The following is a 22,106-nucleotide window of genomic DNA, read 5'->3' as shown; positions in this document are numbered from 1 at the left end:
GAGCTATGCTCGCACCAGCGGGAAGGGCAGCGTCTCGCGGATCGTGTGCCCGGTGAGCAGCATGACGAGCCGGTCGACGCCGATGCCGAGCCCGCCGGTGGGCGGCATGGCATATTCCAGCGAGAGCAGGAAGTCCTGGTCCAGCTCCATCGCCTCGGGATCGCCACCGGCGGCGAGCAGCGACTGCTCGGTGAGGCGCCGCCGCTGCTCGACGGGGTCGATCAGCTCGGAGTAGGCGGTGCCGAGCTCCGTGCCGAAGGCGACGAGGTCCCAGCGTTCGGCGAGGCGCGGGTCGTCGCGGTGCGACCGGGTCAGCGGCGACACCTCGGTCGGGAAGTCTCTGTAGAAGGTGGGCGCGACGGTGTGGTGCTCGACGAGGCGTTCGTAGATCTCCAGCACGACGGCGCCCCGGTTCCAGGCCGGGTCATAGGGCACGTCGGCGGTGTCGCAGAGCTTGCGGAGCTGCTCCAGCGTGGTGTCGGCGGTGACCTCCTCGCCGAGGGCGGCGGAGATCGCCTCGTTCATCGTCAGCACCGGCCACTCGCCCGAGATGTCGATCTCCCGCTGGTCGTCGGGGGCCTTCGCGATCGCCCTTCCGTAGACCGCGATCGCCGCCTCCTGGATCATCTGCCGGGTCAGCGCCAGCATGGTGTCGTAATCGGCGTAGGACTGGTACGCCTCCAGCATCGTGAACTCCGGGTTGTGCTTGAAGGAGACGCCCTCGTTGCGGAAGGTGCGGCCGAGTTCGAAGACCCGCTCGACCCCGCCGACGGCGAGCCGCTTGAGGTAGAGCTCGGGCGCGATCCGCAGGTAGAGATCCATGTCGTAGGCGTTGATGTGGGTGGTGAACGGCCGCGCGTTGGCGCCGCCGTGGATGCGCTGCAGGATCGGCGTCTCCACCTCCAGGAAGCCCCGGCCGACGAGCGAGGTGCGCAGGCTGTGCACGGCGACGCTGCGGGCGCGCAGCAGCTCGCGGGCGTCGGCGTTGGTGATGAGGTCCAGGTAGCGCTGCCGGGTCCGCGCCTCCGGGTCGGTGAGCCCGCGGTGCTTGTCGGGGAGCGGGCGCAGGCACTTCGCGGTCAGCGTCCACGCGGTGACCGCGATCGAGAGCTCGCCGCGCCGCGAGGTGATCACCTCGCCGGTCACCCCGACGTGGTCGCCGATGTCGATCATGTCGCGCCACCGCGCGGTCTCGGCCGGCAGCTCCTGCTCGTCGAGCATCACCTGCAGGTCACCGCTCCAGTCGCGGATCGTGGCGAAGCAGAACCGGCCGTGGTCGCGCTGACGGACGACCCTCCCGGTCACCGAGACGACCTCGCCGGTACGCGAGTCCGCCGCCAGCCCCGCGTGCCGCTGCGCCACCGCACCGCAGGTGTCGGTGCGGTCGAAGCCGACCGGGTAGGGCTCGACACCCGCCTCGCGCAGCCGGTCGAGCTTCGCCAGGCGTACCACCATCTGCTCGGGAACCGCGGTGAGCGCGACGGGCGCCGCGGCCTCGGGGACCGCGAAGAGCGGCCGGGTCGAGGGCGGCTCGTAGAGCGGGGCGACCGGCCCTGCGGCGATCGGCAGGAAGCCCTCGGCGATGGCGGAGGCGATGCCGACGCGGGGAAGCTCGCGGCGTTCGCCGAAGCAGAGGTAGCGCGGCACCCAGCGCGGCTGGTATTTCGCGTTGGCCCGGTAGAGCGACTCGAGCTGCCAGAAACGGGACAGGAAGACGAGCACCCGCCGCCAGAGCCGCAGGATCGGACCGGCGCCGATCCGGGCGCCCTCGGCGAAGACGGAGCGGAAGACCGCGAAGTTGAGCGAGACCCGGTCGACACCCAGCCGTGGCGCGTCGGCCATCAGCCCCGCCACCAGGAACTCGTTGAGCCCGTTGTCGCCGTCGGGGGAGCGGCGCATCAGGTCCAGCGAGGTACCGCGAGCGCCCCACGGGCTGAACGAGAGCATCGCCTGCGTCGCGCCGTGCTCGTCGAGGGCTTCGACGAGGATGCAGCGGCCGTCGTTGGGGTCGCCGAGGCGGCCCAGGGCCATCGAGAAACCGCGCTCCTGGTCGGTGTCGCGCCACTTCGTCGCGAGCTCGGCGACGGCCCGCATCTCGTCGTCGTCGATCTCCGAGTGGCGCCGCGACCGGTGCGTGTAGCCCGCGCGCTCGATGCGGTTGATCGCCTGCCGGACCGGGCGCATGTCCCGGCCGTCCAGGGTGAACTCGGCGGGCCGCAGGATCGCCTCGTCGCCGAGGTGCAGCACCTTCAGCCCCGCCTTGGCATAGGCGGTGGCCCCCTCCTCGCTCGCCCCCATCACCGCCGGCGTCCACGCGTAGGTCCGCGCCTGGTCGAGCCAGAGCGCGATCGCGGGCTCCCACCCGTCCGGGGAGCCGATCGGGTCACCGCTGGCGAGGCTCACGCCGTTGACGACACGGTAGGTCACGGCGGCCTGCTCGCTGGGGGCGAAGACGGCCGCCTTGTCGCGGCGGGTGGCGAAGTAGCCCAGCGAGTCGCGGTCGCCGGTGCGGGCGAGCAGCCCGCGGATGCGCTCCTCGTCGGCGGGCTCCAGCACCGCCGCCGCCTGCTGGGACCGCATCAGCGTGAAGAGCGCCGCGAAGAGCGCGATGGCGCCGAAGAGGCCGAGCAGCAGGTTGACCCAGCCGGGCGCCTCGCCGCTGATGGTGAAGTCGAAGGCGACGGCGCCGCCGAGAACCCGCGAGATCGTGTAGAGCAGCCGGTTGCCCGCATCGGTGAGCGTGCCCGGAAAGGCCGTGACCAGGGAGTAGCCGATGCCGATGCCGATCGCGGCGAGCCCGGCGAAGACGCCGAGCGCCCGGCGCAGGCTGCCCTTGCGGACCCGGGCGAAGAACTCGTCGCGGGCCAGGAAGAGGACGACGAGCGCGATGACGGCGATGCAGCCGGTGACGGCGAGGCCCCGCGCCTCCGACGAGGTGACGATCGGCGCGCCGTCGTCGTCGATGAAATCCTTCGCCGGGATCAGCCGCCACATCAGCAGCAGGGTGGCGTAGAGGACCGCGGTCGTCGCGAAGTAGATCGTCAGCGCGACCCGGGCGACGCGCTTGTGCCGGGCCGCGGCGGCGGCGAGGATCGCCAGGAACGCGGCGTACCCGAGGTTGGCCGGGGCCGGGATGAGATAGTCGTCGATGAGCTTGCGAACGGGCTGGACGCGGTCGCTCACCGCGTCGCTGAGCGCCGCGAGCGCGCAGATCGCCGCCACGATGCCCAGGACCCAGGAGAATATCCGCGGCACGTGGGTCCGCCAGCCGCTTTTCATCTTTCGACCGTAGACACTCTGATGGAGTCTGGTGCGCGATTCTGGCAGAGTGAGCGCATGCTGCCCACCCCTCGCGCGCTGCTCCTCGACTTCGGCGGCACGATAGTCACGTCCTACCGTGTCACCCCCTTTGAGCCCGGATTCGTCGAGCGGGTCCACGACCTGATCGGCGGCGTGCTCAGCGTCGACGAGCTCAAAAGCGAGCTGAACAGGGCCGACGCCGAGCGCGGGGCATGGCGGGACAGCACCGATGAGCAGATCGAGCTGACCCACGAGCAGCTCTGGGGCGACTATGTCGCCAAGGGCTGGCCCGACGCCGCACGGGAAGCGGTCCTCGCCAATGCCCGCGACCTCACCTACGCCTGGGCGAGGCGGTCGAACTGGAAGCTGCGGCCCGGCATCCTCGACCTGTTGGAGTTCACCGTCGGCCGGGGCCTGCCGGTGGCGGTCGTCAGCAACACCCGCTGCGGCGCGGCCCACCGGGACTTCCTCGACGACCGCGGGCTGACCGGGGCGCTCGGGGTCCAGATCTACAGCGACGAGCTGGGCTACTTCAAGCCGCACCCGGAGATGGTCTTCGCGGCCGCGCGGGATCTGCGGGTCGAGCCGGCCGACTGCTGGTTCGTCGGCGATCTCGTGCACACCGACATCGCCGCCGGGCGGCGGGCCGGGGTCGGCGCCGCGATCCTCATGCCCGACGGTGAGATCTCCAGCGTCGAGCTGGACCCGCGCCCCGACGCGATCGTCGCGGACGGCACCGAGCTGCTGGAGCTGCTCCGGACGGAGATCTAGAGAGCCTGGGCGGCGGCGCGGGCCAGTCTCGCCCGCTCGGTGAGCTGGGCGGCGAGGGCGTAAGCCTCCGCGACCGTCCGCTCCGGTGCCCGCGCGGCGAGCCCGCCGGCGTGGTCGACGTGCAGCGTCGCGAGGCCCAGCCGCCGCTGCACCGGTCCCTGGCTCACCCGCACCGACTGGATCCTGGCGTAAGGCACGAGCGTCAGCGACCGGGTCAGCACCCCGTCGACGGTCGCGAAGACCTGGTCGGTGAGGCCGGCGGCGAGGACGCGCCGCCCCAGCGGAGCAACCCACTTGGCCTGCTCCGGCACCCCCGTCAGCGGCAGGGCGGCGATGTCGACGCCGGGCAGGGCGTAGGGCACGATCGCCCGGGCGGTGGCGGCGTCGCCGACCGGCAGCAGTGTGCCGAGCTCCTCGTGCTCCCCGCCCTGCGCGCCGTGGGTGGCGATGTCGAGGCCGACCCGGACCCACTGCTTGGGCCGCCACAGCAGCGGCCAGACGACCTGGATCGCCTGGACCCGGTGCACCGGCACGACCTGGCTGATCTTCTCGGTGAGGCCGCGATGCAGGTGCAGCTTGCCCTCGCTGGTGGTGAGCTTGAAGTCCCAGTTGCGGGTGAGCCGCCGGATCGGGCGGGTGAAGACGCCGATCAGCGCGGTGAAGGTGCTGGCGATCGCGATGAAGCCGAACCGGCCGGTGGAGACGAACTGGAAGACCACGAACGCCACCGCGATCGGCACCGCCCAGACCTCGGGGGTGAAGAGCTGGCTGAGCAGCAGGTTGTTGTTGTCGACGGCGTGCAGCGGCGCCTCGGGCACGGCCGCCGTCTCCGCCTCGGCGGGGTGGGCGCCCCGGGACAGGGCGAGCAGCCGGGTCCGCAGCTCACCGGCCTCGGCCACGGAGAGGTAGGCGAGGGGTGCCTCGGCCTTGCCGCCGCCGACCACCTCCAGCCGCAGCTCGGCGAGGCCGAGCACCTGGGCCAGGAAGGGGCGGACGACCTCGACGGACTGCAGGCGCTCCAGCGGGATCGTCCGGGTGCGCCGCGACAGCACGCCCTCATAGATCCGCAGCTCGCGCCGGGCCACCTCGTAACCGGTGAAGCGCCAGCTCACGATCGAGAAGGCGGTGACGACGACGATCCCGACGGCGATCCCCATGATGAACCTGGAGACGCCGAAGTCGCTCAGCGCCCGCCACGAGGCGTAGGCGATGAGGCCGATCAGCAGCCGGATGCTGCGCAGCAGCGGGGAGAGCGGGTGCAGCCGGCGGCGCGGGATCTCCGGTGTCTCGGCCGAGGTCACAATCCCTCCGCGCGGTCTTCGCCGAGCGCGGTCAGCCGGTCGCGCAGCCGGGCCGCGTCGTCCGGCAGCAGTCCGGGTACGCGGGCGTCGCTCGCCGCCGCAGCGGTGTGCAGCTGGACGGTGGCGAGCCCGAACGCGCGCTCCAGTGGCGAGGCGCTCACGTCGACGAACTGCATCCGCGCGTAGGGCACGATCGACAGGTGCCGGGTGAGGAGCCCGTGCCGCACCAGCAGGTCGTTGTCGCGCTCGGCGTAGCCCCAGGAGCGCACGCCCCGGATGATCGAGATGACCCGCAGCACCGCGTAGGCGAGCACGGCGGCGACGATCCACCAGATCCAGTCGATCTCCCACAGCCACCGGGCGACACCGAGCCCGGCGAGCACGAACACGATGCCCGTGGCGAGCCCGAGCAGCTTGATGGTGATCAGCCTGGGCGAGACGGTGCGCCAGGCGACGGTGGCGGGCCAGGGTTCGAGCGCGGAGACCGGAGGTGTCACGCCGACCAATCTAGTCCGCCGGTGCCGCTGTGACAGCTGAGACGAGTCAGGGCTGGGCGATCGGCTCCGTCGCGAGGAGGAAGCTGCGGGCGCTGAGGAAGTCGCCGAGGGTGCTGCGGTGCTCGTCGCAGGCGAGCCAGGTCTTGCGGCGGGCCTCGTCGTGCAGCTTGGGGTTGCGCCACAGCAGCGACCAGGTGGCGGTATTGCGACAGCCCTTGGCGGAGCAGCTGAGGTGGCCTGCGGGGGACTCGACCGGATCGGTGAACAACACGACGGGAGTCTAGAACGAAAAGGGATTCTCTCGGTGAGAGTAAGAGCGCCGGGCGACCACGGGGGAAGTCGCCCGGCGACGCAGGAATAGTAACCACAACGCCCCCCCGCGTGTCCAGCCCGCCGGTGTGCCTATTCGGTCGATTCCAGTGCACCAGACGGTTCACCAGGGAACCTTTCCTCGCGACACGAGGAGATCTTGGCAGAGCGCCATGTCTAATAAGTCAGTCGTGGGAGTATTTAGCAGTATTTCCTCCCTGGTACTTCAGCTGCAGCCGCTAGGAGGCGTGCCGTGACCGAGCCGAACCCGCCCGCCGAGTCACCCGCGCGGGTTCCCCCCGCGCAGGACGCGACGACCCTCGAACGTGCCCTCTTCGAGGTGAAGAAGGTCATCGTCGGGCAGGACGCGCTCATCGAGCGGATGTTCGTCGCCCTGCTCGCCCGGGGCCACTGCCTGCTGGAAGGCGTCCCCGGCGTCGCGAAGACGCTGGCGGTGGAGACCCTCGCCACCGTGGTCGGCGGTTCCTTCGCGCGTATCCAGTTCACCCCGGACCTGGTCCCGGCCGACATCGTCGGCACCAGGATCTACCGGCAGTCCAGCGAGAGCTTCGACGTCGAGCTCGGACCGGTCTTCGTCAACTTCCTGCTCGCCGACGAGATCAACCGGGCCCCGGCGAAGGTGCAGTCCGCACTGCTGGAGGTCATGGCGGAGCGGCAGGTCTCCCTCGGCGGCCGGCGGCACCGGGTGCCCGATCCGTTCCTGGTGATGGCGACGCAGAACCCGATCGAGCAGGAGGGCGTCTACCCGCTCCCCGAGGCGCAGCGGGACCGCTTCCTGATGAAGATCCTCGTCGGCTATCCGACGGATCTGGAGGAGCGGGAGATCGTCTACCGGATGGGGGTGGCGCCGCCGACCGCGGCCCCGATCCTCACCACCGAGGAGCTCCACGCGCTGCAGGGCCGCGCCGACCAGGTCTTCGTCCACAATGCGCTGATCGACTACGCCGTACGCCTCGTCACCGCCACCCGGGCGCCGGCCGCGCACGGCATGCCCGATGTCGCCCGGCTCATCCAGTACGGCGCCAGCCCGCGCGCGTCGCTCGGCCTGGTCCGGGCCACCCGGGCGGTGGCGCTGCTGCGCGGACGCGACTACGCCCTGCCGCAGGACCTGCAGGAGATCGCACCCGACATCCTGCGGCACCGGCTCGTGCTCAGCTACGACGCGCTCGCCGACGACGTGCCGCCGGACCAGGTCGTGGCCCGGATCCTCGGTGCCGTGCCGCTGCCCTCGGTCGCCCCGCGCCAGCAGGCCAACCCGGTCCCGGTGGGCGCTTCGCGGTGACCGTCACCAGCAGCGGTGTCTCGGCCTCCCTTTCCCGGCTGCAGCTCCAGGTCACCCGGCGGCTCGACGGGCTGCTCCAGGGGGAGTACCTCGGGCTGCTGCCGGGGCCGGGCAGCGAGGCGGGTGAGTCGCGCGAATACCGCCCCGGCGACGACGTGCGCCGGATGGACTGGCCGGTCACGGCCCGCACGACCGTGCCGCACGTGCGGCTCACCGAGGCCGATCGCGAGCTGGAGACCTGGCTCGCGGTGGATGCCTCGGCGAGCCTCGACTTCGGCACGGGCACGATGCTCAAGCGCGAGCTCGCCCTCGCGGCCGCGGCGGCGATGACCCACCTGACGGTACGCGGTGGCAACCGCATCGGCGCGCTGGTCGGCACGGGTGACGCACCCGTCGTGCGGATCCCCGCCCGGGGCGGCCGCCGGGGTGCGCAGGCCCTGCTGCACCGCATCGCCCGGATCCAGGACGACCCCGGCCCGCACCCGGCCCAGGGCGCCTCCGGCATCGGTGAGCTGCTCGACGGCCTCGCCCGGCCGCCCCGGCGCCGGGGTCTCGTCGTGGTGATCTCCGACTTCCTCAGCCCCGTCGCCGGCTGGGAACGCCCGCTCAAACGGCTGCGCGTCCGCCACGACCTGCTCGCCATCGAGATCGTCGACCCGCGCGAGCTGGAGCTGCCCCCCGTCGGGGTGGTCGAGTTCGTCGACGCCGAGACCGGCCGGGTGCACACCGTGCAGACCAGCGACCCGAAGCTGCGCACCCGCTACGCCAAGGCGGCGGCGGCCCAGCGGGACGAGATCGCCGACGCGCTGCGCGGGGCCGGTGCGGTCCGGCTGCGGCTGCGTACCGACTCGGATTGGCTCATGGACATGGTGCGCTTCGTGGTCGGGCGCAGACACCTTCGCGACCGGGGGAGCACGCGATGATCCATTTTCTCCAGCCGATCTGGCTGCTGGCACTGATTCCGGTGGCGGCGCTAGGCGGCCTCTACCTCTGGCGCCAGCTGCACCGGCGCAGCTACGCGATGCGCTTCTCCAACCTGGAGCTGCTGCGCTCGATCGCGCCCAAGGGCATCGGGCTGCGGCGGCACGCCTCGGCGATCGCGCTGCTCGCGTGCCTCGGCGCGCTCAGCGTCGGCCTGGCGAAGCCCGCCGTCGAGCAGTCCGTCCCGCTGGAGCGGGCCACGATCGTGCTCGCCATCGACGTGTCGCTCTCGATGCAGGCCGACGACGTCGCGCCGACCCGGATCGAGGCGGCGCAGCTCGCGGCGAAGTCCTTCGTCGGCGAGCTGCCCGCGAGCTACAACCTGGGGCTCGTCTCCTTCGCCAAGTCGGCGAGCGTGCTCGTCTCGCCGACGAAGGACCGGGCCGAGGTGATGGCCGCCATCGACGGGCTGCAGCTCGACGAGGCGACCGCGACGGGCGAGGCGGTCTTCACCGCGCTCGACGCCCTGGACACGGTCCCCAAGGACGGCGCGCAGGGTCCACCGCCCGCCAGGATCCTGCTGTTGTCCGATGGGTACCGCACCTATGGGCGGACCGTCGAAGAGGCCGCAGCGGCTGCGCTGGAGGCCCAGGTGCCCGTCTCCACCATCGCGTTCGGCACCGACGAGGGGATGGTCGAGATCGGGGGCATGCCGCAGCGCGTACCGGTCGATCGGGTCGCGCTCGCGGACCTGGCCGAGACGACCGGGGGCTACTACGCCGAGGCGGCGAGCGTCAGCGAGCTGAAGAAGGTCTACGAGGACATGGGGTCCTCGATCGGACACCGGACCGAGCCGCGCGACCTGACCTACCTCGCGATGGCGGCGGCCCTGCTCTGCGGCCTGCTGGCCGGTGGCTTCAGCCTGCTGTGGGGCAGTCGCCTGCCCTAGCTCAATGGGCGACGAGGACGAAGAGGGTGCAGACCCAGGCGATGGCGAGGGTGAAACCCAGGGGGGCGACGAAACGGCTCATCATGAACTCCGGCGTTGTCTTGACGGAAGACGGATTCACGCTTGAGATCACGGCTGGGCGCGGCAGCGCGACGTTGTCCCCGCCCATCGTTTGTCAGACGACGGTCGGGCGGCGGGCTGCCGGGGAAGGTGGTCGGCGGGCGGTGTTTCAGCCGCGCTGACGATCTGCCCAGCCATGACTGGAAGGATCGCTATCTCGCACAGCGATCACCTCCTCGGGCCGGTCCAGACCTAACGCGGTGATCGTACCGTGGCATCCGGGTTTGGCCGCATCGGCCGTCCTGGCAGCGTTGCGGTGACTGTCCGGCCCCGTTAGGCCTACCAATGGGTAGGACCTAAGCTGACCGTCAACAGAGCAAGATCTTGATCTCAAGGAGCACGTCGTGGCCCGCACTGTCCTGGTCACCGGTGGCAACCGGGGCATCGGTCTCGCCATCGCGCAGGCCTTCCTCAAGCAGGGCGACCGCGTCGCGATCACCCACCGGGGCTCCTGGGATCCGGCGATCGCCCCCGAGATCTTCGCCGTGACCTGCGACATCACCGACGGCGAGGCGGTCGAGGCCGCGTTCGCCGCGATCGAGGCCGAGCTCGGCCCGGTCGAGGTGCTCGTCGCCAACGCCGGGATCACCGACGACACGCTGCTGATGCGCATGTCCGAGGACCAGTTCACCCGAGTGGTCGACACCAATCTCACCGGCGCGTGGCGCTGTGCCAAGCGCGCGACCACCAAGATGGTCCGGGGCCGCTTCGGCCGGATGATCTTCATCTCGTCGGTGATCGGCCTCTACGGCGGTGCCGGCCAGGTCAATTACGCCGCGAGCAAGGCCGGGCTCGTCGGCATCGCCCGCTCGATCACCCGCGAGCTGGGCACCCGCAACGTGACCGCCAACGTGGTCGCCCCCGGCTTCATCGACACCGACATGACCGCGGCGCTGCCCGAGGCGCGCAAGGCGGAGATCCTCAAGGCGATCCCGGCGGGCCGGCTCGCCTCCGCCGACGAGGTCGCGGGCGTCTGCACCTTCCTCGCCGGCGATTCGGCGGGCTACATCTCCGGCGCGGTCATCCCGGTCGACGGCGGCCTCGGCATGGGCCACTGAGCCCGACGCACTTCATTTACAGGGAGAGTTGGACACCATGGCAGGGCTGCTCGAGGGCAAGAACATCCTGGTCACCGGCATGATCACCGACCAGTCGATCGCGTTCAACGTGGCGAAGCTGGTGCAGGAGCAGGGCGGCAACCTGATCCTCACGGCGTACCCCCGGCCCTCGCTCGTGGAGCGGATCGCCAAGCGCCTGCCCGCCGAGGCCCCGGTGATCCCGCTCGACGTCACCAGTGCCGAGGAGCTCGCCGGGATCGCCGACAAGGTCCGCGAGCACGTCGGCTCCCTCGACGGCGTCGTGCACTCGATCGGCTTCGCACCGCAGTCCGCCCTCGGCGGCGGGTTCCTCACCGCGTCGTGGGAGGACGTGTCGGTCGCCCTGCACGCCTCGACCTACTCCTACAAGTCGCTCGCCACCGCGCTGCTGCCGATGCTCGGGCGCGGCTCGTCGATCGTCGGGCTCACCTTCGACGCGACCGTCGCGTGGCCGGTCTACGACTGGATGGGCGTCGCCAAGGCCGGGCTCGAGTCGGCGTCGCGCTACCTCGCCACCTACCTCGGTGACCAGGGCATCCGCAGCAACCTCGTCTCGGCGGGCCCGCTGCGGACGATGGCCGCCAAGTCGATCCCGGGCTTCGCGAAGTTCGAGGACGCCTGGGTCGAGCGCGCTCCGCTCGGCTGGGACCTCGCCGACACCGAGCCCGCCGCGAAGGCGGTCGTGGCGCTGCTCTCCGACTGGTTCCCGGCGACGACCGGCGAGATCATCCACGTCGACGGCGGCTACCACTCGGTCGGTGCCTGACCCGGGCGGATAGCCTGAAAGCGTGCACAACGCGTTTCTGCTGCTCTCGTTCGGCGGTCCGGAGGGACCCGACGACGTGATGCCCTTCCTGCGCAACGTCACCCGCGGTCGGGGCATCCCCGACGAGCGCCTCGCCGCCGTGGCGGAGCACTACGCCCACTTCGGCGGCGTCTCGCCGATCAACGGGCAGAACCGTGCCCTGCTCGCCGCGGTCCAGGCCGACTTCGCGGAGGAGGGTCTGGAGCTGCCCGCCTACTGGGGCAACCGCAACTGGCACCCGATGCTCGCCGACGCCCTGGCCCAGATGCGCGACGACGGTGTCACCCACGCTTTCGCGTTCGTGACCAGCGCCTACGGCTCCTATTCGGCCTGCCGGCAGTACCTCGACGACATCGCCACCGCCCGGATGGCGGTCGGTGCCGGAGCGCCCGCCATCTCGAAGCTGCGGCACTTCCACGACGACCCCGGCTTCGTGCTGCCGCACGCCGACGGCGTCCGCGCCGCGCACGCCAAGCTCGGCTCCCCGGCCGACACCCGGCTGGTCTTCACCGCGCACTCCATCCCGCTCTCGATGGCGCGCAATGCCGGACCCGAGGGCGGCCTCTACGAGGCGCAGCTGCGCGAGACCGCCGCCCTCGTCGCCGCCGAGGCGGGCCTGGCGGGCGCCTGGGACCTGGTCTGGCAGTCGCGCTCCGGTCCGCCGAGCGTGCCGTGGCTGGAACCCGACATCAACGACCACCTGGAGGCCCTCGCCAAGCAGGGCTGCGCGAGTGTCGTGGTGAGCCCGATCGGCTTCGTCTCCGACCACCTCGAGATCGGCTGGGACCTCGACATCGAGGCCGCCGCGACCGCGGAGAACCTCGGCATGCGCTACGCCCGCGCCGCCACCCCAGGCACCGACCCCCGCTTCGTGAAAATGATCACCCGCCTCATCAGGGAGCGGATGGACCCATCGGCCGAACGGCGGTCCACCGCTCTCGGTAGGCTCGATCACTGGGACGCCTGCCCGACGCAGTGCTGCGGCGCCCGCTGAACCGCGACGCTAGGGGACAGGCAACCATGAGCAACAAGCCGATCGAGAGCTGGCTGACCGATATGGACGGCGTGCTCGTCCACGAGGGTTCACCCGTGCCCGGCGCGGTCGAGTTCATCGGCCGCCTGCGCGCCTCCGGCAAGCCGTTCCTGGTGCTCACGAACAACTCCATCTACACGCCCCGGGACCTGCACGCACGGCTCAGCCGGCTCGGCTTCGACCTGCCCGAGACGGCGATCTGGACCTCGGCGCTCGCCACCGCGCAGTTCCTCGCCGACCAGCGGCCCGGCGGCACGGCGTATGTCATCGGCGAGGCCGGGCTCACCACGGCGCTGCACAACGCGGGCTACATCCTCACCGACTACCAGCCGGAATACTGCGTGCTCGGCGAGACCCGCAACTACAGCTTCGAGGCGATCACCACGATGATCCGCCTGATCAACACGGGCTCCCGCTTCATCTGCACCAACCCCGACGCGACCGGACCGTCCAACGAGGGCGCGCTGCCCGCCGCCGGTTCCGTCGCGGCGCTGATCACCCGGGCCACCGGCAAGGAGCCCTACTACGTCGGCAAGCCCAATCCGATGATGATGCGATCGGCGTTGAACCAGATCGGCGCACACTCGGAGACGGCGGCGATGATCGGTGACCGGATGGACACCGACGTCCTGTGCGGACTGGAGGCCGGTCTGCGTACCGTGCTGGTGCTGACGGGGATCAGCAAGCGCGAGGACGTCGACCACCACCCGTTCCGGCCGTCGCGCATCGTCGACTCCGTCGCGGATCTGATCGACGAGATTTAAGACACCGAGGTCAGCGGCGAGTTGCAGGCCGTGACGAGGGCGAGCCGGCAGGCCGCGCCGAGCGGCCGCAGGGCCTCGTCGCGGCGCTGCGCCTCGAACGCGTTGATCGCTCCACCGGGAGCCGAGTCACCGGCGAGCGCCACGACCTGGTCGAGCATGGTGGCCCGGGCGTAGAGCCGCCGCGCCGCCGCCTCGTAGCCCTCGGGCAGGTCGACGACCTCGGTCGGCCGCCGCAGCGCGGTTAGGGCTCCGGCCAGCTCCGGTCGCCAGCGGGCCACGTCGAGCCGCGCGAGCTCCTCGGTGGTCGCGGCGAGAGCCTGCGAGAGCTCCGCGTCGGCCTGGCGGACGGTCGGCTTCGGGCCGTGGGCCACGGTCTGCGGCAGCGGGTACGCCGTCCAGCACACGATCGCGAACGTCATGCCGGACCCCGACGTGTGCTCCCGCACGCTGGGCACGAAACCGATGGTGCCCGCGAGCACGGCTTCGCCCGCGAGCAGCGCGGCACCGGTGAGCTCACCGGGACCGAGGCCACCGGGGTCGCCGGGCGCCGGCAGGGCGAGCCGGATCTCGTCCGGGTGCAGCCGGGACAGGTGCGGCATCGCCTCCCGCAGGGGAAGCTCCGTCCACGTGCCCGGCACCTCGACCGCGAGGTGCTCCTCGTCGGTTGTGATCGTGTCCAGGGCATCGTCGAAGGGGACGAGCCCAGCGCGCCACGCCCGTGCCCAGGCGACGAACCGGGCCGAGCGGCGCGCGGTCAGGGAAACCGCGTGCGCCGCAGATGACATGGAGATCAGGGTACCTGCTGAGGACCGGAATCGCGTGTATCCATACGCGGCGTTGCGGAGAGTGACGACGAGCCGGTCAGTCTGCTTTCCCCGCGAGTCCGGTGTCGACATCGTCGTCAGACGGCGAACCGGACCACCCCGGTCATGAGTCGGCGAGAAGCAGGGCGGAACGCGCCTGGTGGATCATCGGGAGCAGATAAGCCTCGGCGGACTTCTGGGAACCGGAGAACGAATAGATCGAAGTGATCAGGTTCGTGGTGGCGAGCCAGCCCGCGCAGTGGTATTCGGTCGCCCGACCGGCCCGGGTCGTCTTGTCGCAGCGGATGAAGGCGTTCTCGTCTCCCAGCGGCGGGAACACCTGCTGCGGAGTGATCCGTGTCGTCTTGAAACCGTTGACCGTGAGGCGCGCCCTGCTACCGGGTGTCCGCTTTTCGGACGTGCCGGCCGGTAGGCTCTGCCGACGTGGATCGCTATGACTCCGATGTGCTCGCCGGTGGCCGCCGCCCGCGCCGGGAGATCCCGGTCGTCGACGCCGAGGTGGACCTGGTCGTGGAGGACGCCGACTCCGGCTTCTGCGGCGCGATCCTCGGCTTCGAGCACGGCGCGGTGATCCTGGAGGACCGCCACGGCAAGCGCCGCATGTTCCCCCTGGAGCCCGCCGCGTTCCTGCTCGACGGCGTCACGGTCACCCTGCGCCGCCCGGCGGTGACGAAGGAGCCCCAGCGGCGCATCACCGCGAGCGGCTCGATCGCCGTCGCGCCGCAGCGGGCCAAGGTGGCGAAGGAGTCCCGCATCTGGGTCGAGGGCGTGCACGACGCCGCCCTCGTCGAACGCGTCTGGGGCGACGACCTGCGCGTCGAGGGCGTCGTGGTCGAACCGCTCTCCGGCGCCGACCACCTGGCCGAGGCGGTCCGCGAATTCCAGCCCGGCCCGGGCCGCCGACTCGGTGTCCTCCTGGACCATCTCGTCCCCGGGTCCAAGGAGAGCCGCATCGCCGCGTCGGTCACCAGCGACTTCGTGCTGATCACCGGCCACCCCTATGTCGACATCTGGCAGGCCGTCCGCCCGGCCGCGCTGGGCATCGCCGCCTGGCCGCAGGTGCCGAAGGGCCAGCCGTGGAAGGAGGGGGTCTGCGCCGCGCTCGGCGTCACCGACCCCATCGAGATGTGGCGCCGGGTCCTGTCGAGGGTGGACGGCTACCGGGACCTGGAGACGCCGCTGATCGGCGCCGTCGAGCGCCTCATCGACCACGTGACCGAGTAGCGGCGGCAGCGCAAGATGTGCAACTCTGGGCTTTGACAGTCGGCGAAACGGACATCGGCCGACGCGCAGCGCCCACGAGTCGCGATCATGTCCACAGCCGCCGAGCTTGCAGCCTCAGCCCTCGGGGCCCAGCGGCTCGCGGCTGAAGAGGAACGTCGCGATGTCGAGCAGCTCCACCCGCCCGGCGGCGTCGCGGAGCACCTGCAGGATCTCGCCGTCGTTCTCGCCGGAGACGCCGCGCCAGCGGTCGGTCGCCTCGGCGCGGAAGCGCATCTCCTCCCGGGGCCGGGTCAGCGAGTCGAAGACCAGCTCAGCGGTGCCGTGATCGAGGGTCGCCTCATATTCGCGCCCCATCCACCACCAGCGGCCGAGCAGTTCCGCGACGTCCGCGGGCGCATCGAGCGCCGGCACCCACGGTGCCGGGGGCACGGGCTCACAATCCAAGACCGCGTCGAGTACGTCGAGGCAGAGAGCCTGGATCGACGTGCCCCGCAGGGTGTACGCGTTGGCGAAGACCACGACACCGGTGCGGCTGCGCCGGTGCGTGGCGAGGTTGGCGAGGTAACCGGGCATCGACCCGCCGTGCCCGACGAGCACCCGGTCGCCGCGACGGTAGAGCTCCAGGCCGAGGCCGTGACCGCCGGTCCAGGAGTCCAGGTCGTTCATGACGACCGGAGCGCACATCTCGGCGACGGTGGCCGGAGCGAGCACGGCCGGATCCGGGTTCGCCAGGAACGCCGCCCACTTGACCAGGTCGTTCGGGGTGGACCAGAGCTGCCCGGCCGGTGCCATCGCACCCGTGTCGGCGCGGGGCTCCTCGCGTACGGTGTCGAGCCACGGGTGCACGACGTAGCCCACCGCGAACGGGTCGGTCGGGTGGTAGCTCGTGTGGTGCATGCCCAGCGGCGTCAGGATGCGCTGGGTGATCAGGTCCGCCCACTCCTGCCCGGTCAATTTGGCGAGCACCGCGCCGAGCAGGCCGTAGGCGAGGTTCGAGTAGTGGTAGCCGTGGTGGGGCGCGAGTGCGAGCTTCTCCGGCGTGAGCGAGGAGAGCAGGGCTTCGATGTCGCCGCCGTCCATCCGCTCCCACCACTTGCCGTCGGGCTCGCGCTGCAGTCCGGCCGCGTGGCCGAGGAGCTGGCGGAGGGTGACGCTGCTGCCGACCGGTGTGCCCGGCAGGTGGCGGTAGAGCAGGTCGTCGAGGGAGAGCAGGCCCTCGTCGCGGAGCTGCATCACGACGGCGGCGGTCATCGTCTTGGTGATGGAGCCGATCCGGAACTGGAGGTCGCCGACCTGGTTGGCGGGGTGCCCGGCCGCCGAGAGGTGGGCCGGCTCGCCGTCGCGGATGACCGCCGCGGTGACGATGGGTGCCTTTCCGGTCGCCTGCACCTGGGTGACGAGCTGATCGACCCGGCGGGCCGTCTCCGGCAGCAGCACTGTGACCTCCTGAGGTGGCGACCTGACGGCAGCCTAAGCGCTCAACGCGGGATCGGACTATCCGTTATCGGTGTCGCCAAACGGGCCATGCGGGACGATCCGTTTGGAGGAGGGGTACACGGAGTTGCGCTGACGTGCCACGATCATGCCGTGGAGTACACGTGGGTCTGGTGGCTCGTCGCCGCCGCTGCGCTCGTCGTTGGCGAGCTGTTTACCGGGACGTTCGTGCTGCTCATGCTGGCTGCCGGAGCCTTCGTGGCGGCGATTGTCGGCGTGGCAGGCGGAGGCATCATCGCCGAGTTGATCACGTTCGGTGTGGTCTCGACGCTGGCGCTGGGCCTCGCACGCAAGCCGATGAAGGACTTCTTCTTCCGCAAGTCACACAAGGTCGAGTTCGGCCTCGAGGCCATCGTGGGCGCTTCGGCGATCGTCGTGGACCGGGTCGACACCGAGAGTGGCCAGGTACGCATCGGTGGTGAGCTGTGGCGTGCTCGCCCCGCCACAGCCGGAGACGTTTTGGAACCGGGCGAACGGGTCCGGGTTATTGAGGTCCGGGGCGCTACCGCCCTGGTCGGGAAGGACCAAGAGTGAGTTCTGGTCAGTTGTTCCTCACGGTGCTGATCGTGGCGGCGGCACTTATCGTCGTGATCACGCTGATGAAGTCCGTGCGGCAGGTGCCGCAGCAGCGCAACGATGTCACCGAGCGGCTGGGCAAATACCACCGGACCCTGCAGCCCGGTCTGAACATCCTCGTGCCGATCATCGACAAGGTGCGGACCAAGGTCGATCTGCGCGAGCAGGTCGTCAGCTTCCCGCCGCAGCCGGTGATCACCTCGGACAACCTGGTCGTCTCGATCGACACCGTGCTCTACTTCAAGGTCATCGATGCGGTGAAGGCGACCTACGAGATCGCCAACTTCCTCCAGGCGATCGAGCAGCTGACGGTCACGACCCTGCGTAACATCATCGGTTCGATGGACCTCGAGCGCGCGCTCACCAGCCGCGAGCAGGTCAACTCGCACCTGTCGGCGGTGCTCGACGAGACCACCGGACGCTGGGGCGTCAAGGTCACCCGGGTCGAGATCAAGGCGATCGAGCCGCCGGCGAGCATCCGCGACTCCATGGAGAAGCAGATGCGTGCCGAGCGTGACCGCCGTGCCGCGATCCTCACGGCCGAGGGCCACAAGCAGGCCGCGATCCTCACCGCCGAGGGCGAGCGCCAGTCCCAGGTGCTGCGCGCCGACGGTGACCGGCAGGCTCGCATCCTCACCGCCGAGGGCCAGGCCAAGGCGATCCAGACGGTCGTGGACGCGATCCACGCCGCCGACATGGACAGCACGGTCATGGCCTACCAGTACCTGCAGGCGCTGCCGCAGATCGCCAACGGCCAGGCCAGCAAGATCTGGATCATCCCGGCGGAGCTGGGTAAGGCGCTCGACGGCATCGGCAACGCGTTCGGCAACCTGCCGACCGCCAACCCGGATGCTCCGCGCAAGCCGGTCAAGCCCGCCGAGAAGCGGGACGACGTCGTGCTCGAGGTCGTGAAGCAGGCCGAGGAAGAGATCAAGAAGATCGAGGCCGAGGCTGCCAAGGTGGCCAAGGAGAAGTAGCATCCGCCGCTGGCGATCGCCGTGGCCTCCCGCATCCGCGGGGGGCCACGGCGTGTTTAGGACCAACTCTTCAAGAGTTGCGGCGATCGTGGGGCGATCGTGGGGCGATGGTGGGCGCGGCCGGCCGGTTTAGGACCAACTCTTGAAGAGTTGTGGCGATCGTGGGGCCGGGCGGCACCGGGCGGGCGGTCGAGCGTGCCGGGCAGGGCAGAATGTGCCCGGTGGAGCTGATCACGGACCCGGGCGACGAGCGGATCGCCGACTACCGGGCGCTGACCGACGTGGAGTTGCGCACCCGCTGGGAGCCGCCGCACGGGCTCTTCATCGCCGAGGGCGAGCTGGTCCTGCGCCGTGCGGTCAAGGCCGGTTACCGACCGCGCAGCTTCCTCGTCGAGGCGAAGCGGGCCGGGCAGGTCGCCGACCTCGACGGGGCACCGGTCTACGGCGCCGAGCCGGACGTGCTGGAGGCGGTCACCGGGTTCCACGTGCACCGGGGTGTCCTCGCGAGCTTCCATCGCAAGCCGCTACCGGACGTGGGGGACGTGCTCCGGGCGGCGCGGCGGGTGGTGATCCTGGAGGACATCAACAACCACACCAACATCGGCGCGATCTTCCGGGGCGTCGCCGGGCTCGGCATGGACGCCGTGCTGCTCTCGCCGACCTGCGCGGATCCGCTCTACCGGCGCAGCGTCCGGGTCAGCATGGGCGAGGTCTTCGCCATTCCCTATGCCTTCCTCGACGAGTGGCCGGGCGGGCTGGCGCAGCTCCGCGAGGCCGGGTTCACGCTGCTGGCGATGAGTCCGGCTGCTGACGGCGTACCGATGCAGGTGCTGAGCGACGCGCAGCGGGAGCGGCCGGCGCTGCTGCTGGGTGCGGAGGGGCCGGGCCTGTCCCAGCACGCGCTGAGCGCGAGTGACGTGCGCGTGCGCATCCCGATGCGGCGCGGGGTCGACTCGCTCAACGTCGCCGCCGCGACCGCCGTCGCCTGCTGGGAGCTGTGCCGCAGCGACCTCGCATGACTTACCGTTACGGTGATGTCCGTGTTCCCTACCGTCCGTGAGGTGCTCGCGCTCGACCCGTTCCGTTTCGGTGCGCCGAGGGTCGTCGCGGGTGAGGACGCGCTGGACAACCCGGTCCGCTGGGTGCACGTGGCCGAGGTGCCCGACATCGCCTCGCTGCTGCGCGGCGGCGAGCTCGTCCTCGCGACCGGCATCGGCCTGCCCGCCGACGACGCGGGGCTGCGCGGCTTCATCAACGACCTCGCCGACGTCGGCGTCTCGGGCTTCGTCGTGGAGCTGGGCCGCCGATACACCCAGAACCTGCCGAAGGTGCTGGTGGCGGCCGCCGAGAAGCGCGGCCTGCCGCTGATCGAGCTGCGCCGGGACACACCGTTCGTCCGGATCACCGAGGCGGTGCACGCGCTGATCGTGGACGCCCAGCTCACCGAGTTGCGGGCGACCGAGGAGATCCACCAGCGCTTCACCGACCTCTCGGTCGAGGGCGCCGAACCGGCCGAGGTGCTGCGGCAGGTCGCGGAGCTCTCCGGCAGCCCGGTGGTGCTGGAGAACCTCTCCCGCCAGGTGCTCGCCTACGACCCGGCCGGTGGCAGTGCCGCGCTGCTGCTGGACGGCTGGGAGAGCCACTCGCGCCGGATCCGGGTGCCGACCCGGACCGGTTTCGACGCCGACTCGGGCTGGCTCGTCACCACGGTTGGCGCCCGGGGCCAGGACTGGGGCCGGCTGCTGCTGCACGTGCGGGCCGAGCCCGCCAACCGGCTGCGGATCCTGCTGGAGCGGGCCGCCTCGACGCTGGCGCTGGGCCGACTGATCCGGCGCGACGCCGAGGGCCTGGAGCGCCAGCTCCACGCGACCCTGCTCACGGCGCTGTTGGACCACTCCCGCCCGGTCGACGAGGTGGCGCTGCGGGCCCGGGCGCTCGGCGTCACGCTGGAGCGCAGGCACCTGGTCGGCGTCGTCGTCCGTCCGCGCCACGACGGTGGCCACGCGCCCGCCGTGGCCGAGCAGGCGGAGTTGCGCGGGCTCGCCGAGGGCGTCGGGCAGGCCCTGCGTGACGCGAAGCTCTCCGGCCTCTCCAGCCTCCTCGACGACCATGCCGTGGGCGCGCTCATCGCCCTGCGCGGGCCCGCCGACGAGGAGGGCGCGCTGGGTGCCTTCGCGACGGCACTCCGACGAGTACGCCCGGAGTCCGCCCCCGTCATCGTCGCCGCCGGGACCGGGGTGGCCGACCTGCGCGAGGCCCGCCGCTCGCTGGTCGAGGCCCGTCAGGTCGCCGACGCGGCCCGCCACGACCACCGCCAGGTGCCCGTCTTCCGCCTGCCGCACGTGGGCCTCGCCGGGCTGCTGCACCTGCTGCGCGACGAGCCCCGGCTGCAGACCTTCGTCGAGCGGCAGCTCGGCCCGGTGCTCGCCCACGACGCGCAGCACCCGCGGGACACGCTGCTGCCGACGCTGCGGGTCTACCTGGAGCAGGGGCGCAACAAGTCGTCGGCGGCGGCCGAGGCGCACCTGTCCCGACCGGCCTTCTACGAGCGGCTGGCCCGGCTCGGGCGGATCCTGCAGGCGGACCTCGACTCGGTCGAGGCGTGCCTGTCGCTGCATGTCGCGCTGCTGGCGCTGGACGCCGTCCGCGACTCGTAGCCGGGTGACAGCGACCCGACACCCAATTACAGATCATTATGTTTGCATGTCTGCACCATCCCGCCCCAAGGAGGTTCAGATATGCGCAAACCCGCATGGCAGCGGCTCGTCCCGGCCGCAGCCGCCGTGCTGCTCGCCACTCTCGGCGCTGTCGCTCTCGGTACGCCGCCCGCCGCGGCCGCCGTACCCGACCGGCTCGGTTTCGTGCTCTGGAACGGTGGCGCCGTCGTACCGACCGGCACCACCCCGGCCGCCACGACCGTCACGCTGATCGGCGTCGGCCGCTACCAGGTCAAGTTCCCCGGACAGGGGATCGCCGGCGGCGTCGTGCACGTCACCGCGATCAACGCCGTGGCGCACTGGTGCCAGGCCGAGCAGTGGTTCCCGTCCGGTGTCGACGAGATCGCCTACATCCGGTGCTACAAGGCCGGCGGCGTCCTCGACTACACCGCCTTCAGTGCGATCTTCTACCGCAGCTCCGGCCCGAGCCCCTACGGCACCTACGGCTACGTCGACGCCAATCCCGGCGGCGGCACGATCAGCCAGTACAATGCGGCCGGTGCCGTCAACACCGTCACCCATGTCGGCGTCGGCAAGTGGCAGGTGAAGTTCCCCGGGATCGGGACCGCCGGTCCGAAGGACGGCAGCCTCCAGGCGACCGCCGTCAACAGCGCGACCGGTGCCCGCTGCAACATCGCCAACCTGGCGTCGACCCCGGCCCAGCAGGACGTCTTCGTCTACTGCTTCGCGTCGGCCGGCGCCCCGCTGGACACCCGGTTCACCCTGACCTACCAGTACCGGCCCTCGCTCTACGGCCGGGCGTTCGCGCCGAAGTACTACGGCTACTACCACTGGGTGCCGGGCGCCGGTCCGGCCTCGACCAACTTCAACTCGCAGCTCGGGTTCGGCGCCAACACCCCGGCGGTGGCCGGCGTCGGCCTGGTCACGATCAAGTTCCCGTCGATCGCGTTCCTGCCGGACACGCTGCAGGTCTCGACCTTCGGCACCGTGCCCAACTGGTGCAGCCTGAGCGCACCGTGGCAGCACTTCGGGACGGACACGGTGGCGCAGAACGTCAACTGCTTCACGGTCAACGGCACCCCGGTCCACTACGGGTTCTTCGCCAGCGCCAACTCCCTGCAGTAGGGATTCGCGGGGTGGCCGCCGGGGGAGCGGCCACCCCG

General features: G+C 71.0%; 20 protein-coding genes and 1 pseudogene. 14 read left to right on the top strand and 7 right to left on the bottom strand.

The features are described from left to right. Window positions 1-3: 3 nt before the first annotated feature. Window positions 4-3,279 carry a bifunctional lysylphosphatidylglycerol synthetase/lysine--tRNA ligase LysX gene (gene lysX / locus F4553_RS12725; RefSeq protein ID WP_184835690.1) on the bottom strand — a complete coding sequence of 1,092 codons (3,276 nt, stop codon included), beginning with the start codon at window positions 3,277-3,279 and terminating at the stop codon, window positions 4-6. A 57-nt stretch (window positions 3,280-3,336) separates the two neighbouring features. Here lysX and F4553_RS12720 point away from each other — a divergent pair, with 57 nt between their 5' ends. Continuing rightward, complete coding sequence (locus tag F4553_RS12720; protein ID WP_184835688.1) at window positions 3,337-4,071, top strand: HAD family hydrolase; 735 nt, start codon at window positions 3,337-3,339, stop codon at window positions 4,069-4,071. On the opposite strand, the gene F4553_RS12715 is transcribed toward F4553_RS12720, so the two are convergent. The 3 genes from F4553_RS12715 to F4553_RS12705 are packed head-to-tail and all read right to left on the bottom strand — an operon-like array spanning window position 4,068 to window position 6,140. After that, a complete protein-coding gene (locus F4553_RS12715; protein WP_312875184.1) occupies window positions 4,068-5,372 on the bottom strand; it encodes a PH domain-containing protein in 1,305 nt (434 codons plus the stop codon). The two genes, F4553_RS12720 and F4553_RS12715, sit on opposite strands and share 4 nt — an antisense overlap. Further along, window positions 5,369-5,878 carry a PH domain-containing protein gene (locus tag F4553_RS12710; RefSeq protein WP_376776206.1) on the bottom strand — a complete coding sequence of 170 codons (510 nt, stop codon included), beginning with the start codon at window positions 5,876-5,878 and terminating at the stop codon, window positions 5,369-5,371. The genes F4553_RS12715 and F4553_RS12710 overlap by 4 nt, the downstream gene beginning before the upstream one ends. A 37-nt stretch (window positions 5,879-5,915) precedes the next feature. Next, the gene (locus F4553_RS12705) at window positions 5,916-6,140 is read right to left on the bottom strand and encodes a hypothetical protein (RefSeq protein WP_184835686.1); all 225 of its coding nucleotides are present in this window, start codon (window positions 6,138-6,140) and stop codon (window positions 5,916-5,918) included. A gap of 291 nt (window positions 6,141-6,431) precedes the next feature. On the opposite strand from F4553_RS12705, the gene F4553_RS12700 reads away from it, so the two are divergent. From F4553_RS12700 to F4553_RS12670, 7 genes are all read left to right on the top strand, one after another. Continuing rightward, complete coding sequence (locus F4553_RS12700; RefSeq protein ID WP_184835684.1) at window positions 6,432-7,481, top strand: AAA family ATPase; 1,050 nt, start codon at window positions 6,432-6,434, stop codon at window positions 7,479-7,481. Then, the gene (locus F4553_RS12695) at window positions 7,478-8,404 is read left to right on the top strand and encodes a DUF58 domain-containing protein (protein ID WP_184835682.1); all 927 of its coding nucleotides are present in this window, start codon (window positions 7,478-7,480) and stop codon (window positions 8,402-8,404) included. The genes F4553_RS12700 and F4553_RS12695 overlap by 4 nt, the downstream gene beginning before the upstream one ends. After that, window positions 8,401-9,351, top strand: a complete 951-nt coding sequence (locus F4553_RS12690) for a VWA domain-containing protein (protein WP_184835680.1) — start codon at window positions 8,401-8,403, stop codon at window positions 9,349-9,351. Before F4553_RS12695 ends, F4553_RS12690 begins: the two co-directional genes overlap by 4 nt. Window positions 9,352-9,815: 464 nt before the next feature. Then, on the top strand, window positions 9,816-10,529 hold the full coding sequence (fabG, locus tag F4553_RS12685) for a 3-oxoacyl-ACP reductase FabG (protein ID WP_184835678.1): 714 nt from the start codon (window positions 9,816-9,818) through the stop codon (window positions 10,527-10,529). 37 nt (window positions 10,530-10,566) lie between these two features. After that, window positions 10,567-11,334, top strand: coding sequence for an enoyl-ACP reductase FabI (fabI, locus tag F4553_RS12680; RefSeq protein WP_184835676.1), 768 nt, complete (start codon window positions 10,567-10,569; stop codon window positions 11,332-11,334). Between the two features lie 22 nt (window positions 11,335-11,356). Continuing rightward, window positions 11,357-12,367, top strand: coding sequence for a ferrochelatase (locus tag F4553_RS12675; RefSeq protein ID WP_184835674.1), 1,011 nt, complete (start codon window positions 11,357-11,359; stop codon window positions 12,365-12,367). Beyond that, on the top strand, window positions 12,328-13,170 hold the full coding sequence (locus tag F4553_RS12670; RefSeq protein WP_376776263.1) for an HAD-IIA family hydrolase: 843 nt from the start codon (window positions 12,328-12,330) through the stop codon (window positions 13,168-13,170). Before F4553_RS12675 ends, F4553_RS12670 begins: the two co-directional genes overlap by 40 nt. Here F4553_RS12670 and F4553_RS12665 read toward each other — a convergent pair. Together F4553_RS12665 and F4553_RS12660 are read right to left on the bottom strand one after the other, a co-directional pair. Further along, a complete protein-coding gene (locus tag F4553_RS12665) occupies window positions 13,167-13,955 on the bottom strand; it encodes an Rv1486c family protein (RefSeq protein ID WP_184835670.1) in 789 nt (262 codons plus the stop codon). The genes F4553_RS12670 and F4553_RS12665 overlap by 4 nt on opposite strands. Window positions 13,956-14,097: 142 nt before the next feature. After that, window positions 14,098-14,313, bottom strand: coding sequence for a hypothetical protein (locus F4553_RS12660; protein WP_184835668.1), 216 nt, complete (start codon window positions 14,311-14,313; stop codon window positions 14,098-14,100). 104 nt (window positions 14,314-14,417) lie between these two features. Between F4553_RS12660 and F4553_RS12655 the strand changes: the two genes are divergently transcribed. After that, complete coding sequence (locus F4553_RS12655) at window positions 14,418-15,218, top strand: DUF3097 domain-containing protein (protein WP_184835666.1); 801 nt, start codon at window positions 14,418-14,420, stop codon at window positions 15,216-15,218. A 114-nt stretch (window positions 15,219-15,332) separates the two neighbouring features. Here the strand turns inward: F4553_RS12655 and F4553_RS12650 are convergent, their stop codons facing one another. Then, complete coding sequence (locus F4553_RS12650) at window positions 15,333-16,655, bottom strand: serine hydrolase domain-containing protein (protein ID WP_184835664.1); 1,323 nt, start codon at window positions 16,653-16,655, stop codon at window positions 15,333-15,335. A 150-nt stretch (window positions 16,656-16,805) separates the two neighbouring features. Between F4553_RS12650 and F4553_RS12645 the strand changes: the two genes are divergently transcribed. The 5 genes and pseudogenes from F4553_RS12645 (at window position 16,806) to F4553_RS12625 (ending at window position 22,068) form a co-directional block, all read left to right on the top strand. Then, window positions 16,806-17,246 (top strand): NfeD family protein, encoded by a 441-nt coding sequence (locus F4553_RS12645; protein WP_312875182.1) that lies wholly within the window; start codon window positions 16,806-16,808, stop codon window positions 17,244-17,246. Window positions 17,247-17,311: 65 nt separating this feature from the next. Beyond that, window positions 17,312-18,121 (top strand): annotated as a pseudogene (locus tag F4553_RS12640) (SPFH domain-containing protein); the annotation flags it as partial. Between the two features lie 356 nt (window positions 18,122-18,477). Further along, the gene (locus F4553_RS12635) at window positions 18,478-19,284 is read left to right on the top strand and encodes a TrmH family RNA methyltransferase (protein WP_184840661.1); all 807 of its coding nucleotides are present in this window, start codon (window positions 18,478-18,480) and stop codon (window positions 19,282-19,284) included. A 21-nt stretch (window positions 19,285-19,305) separates the two neighbouring features. After that, entirely contained in the window at window positions 19,306-20,922 is a 1,617-nt protein-coding gene (locus tag F4553_RS12630) for a PucR family transcriptional regulator (RefSeq protein ID WP_446680433.1), read from the top strand. A gap of 81 nt (window positions 20,923-21,003) precedes the next feature. Further along, window positions 21,004-22,068 carry a hypothetical protein gene (locus F4553_RS12625; RefSeq protein ID WP_184835658.1) on the top strand — a complete coding sequence of 355 codons (1,065 nt, stop codon included), beginning with the start codon at window positions 21,004-21,006 and terminating at the stop codon, window positions 22,066-22,068. The last annotated feature ends 38 nt before the right edge of the window (window positions 22,069-22,106 follow it).

The organism is Allocatelliglobosispora scoriae (assembly GCF_014204945.1).
Classification (GTDB): domain Bacteria; phylum Actinomycetota; class Actinomycetes; order Mycobacteriales; family Micromonosporaceae; genus Allocatelliglobosispora; species Allocatelliglobosispora scoriae.
Note: the sequence above shows the minus strand (reverse complement) of the source record. Positions and strands in the feature narration are given on the sequence as shown.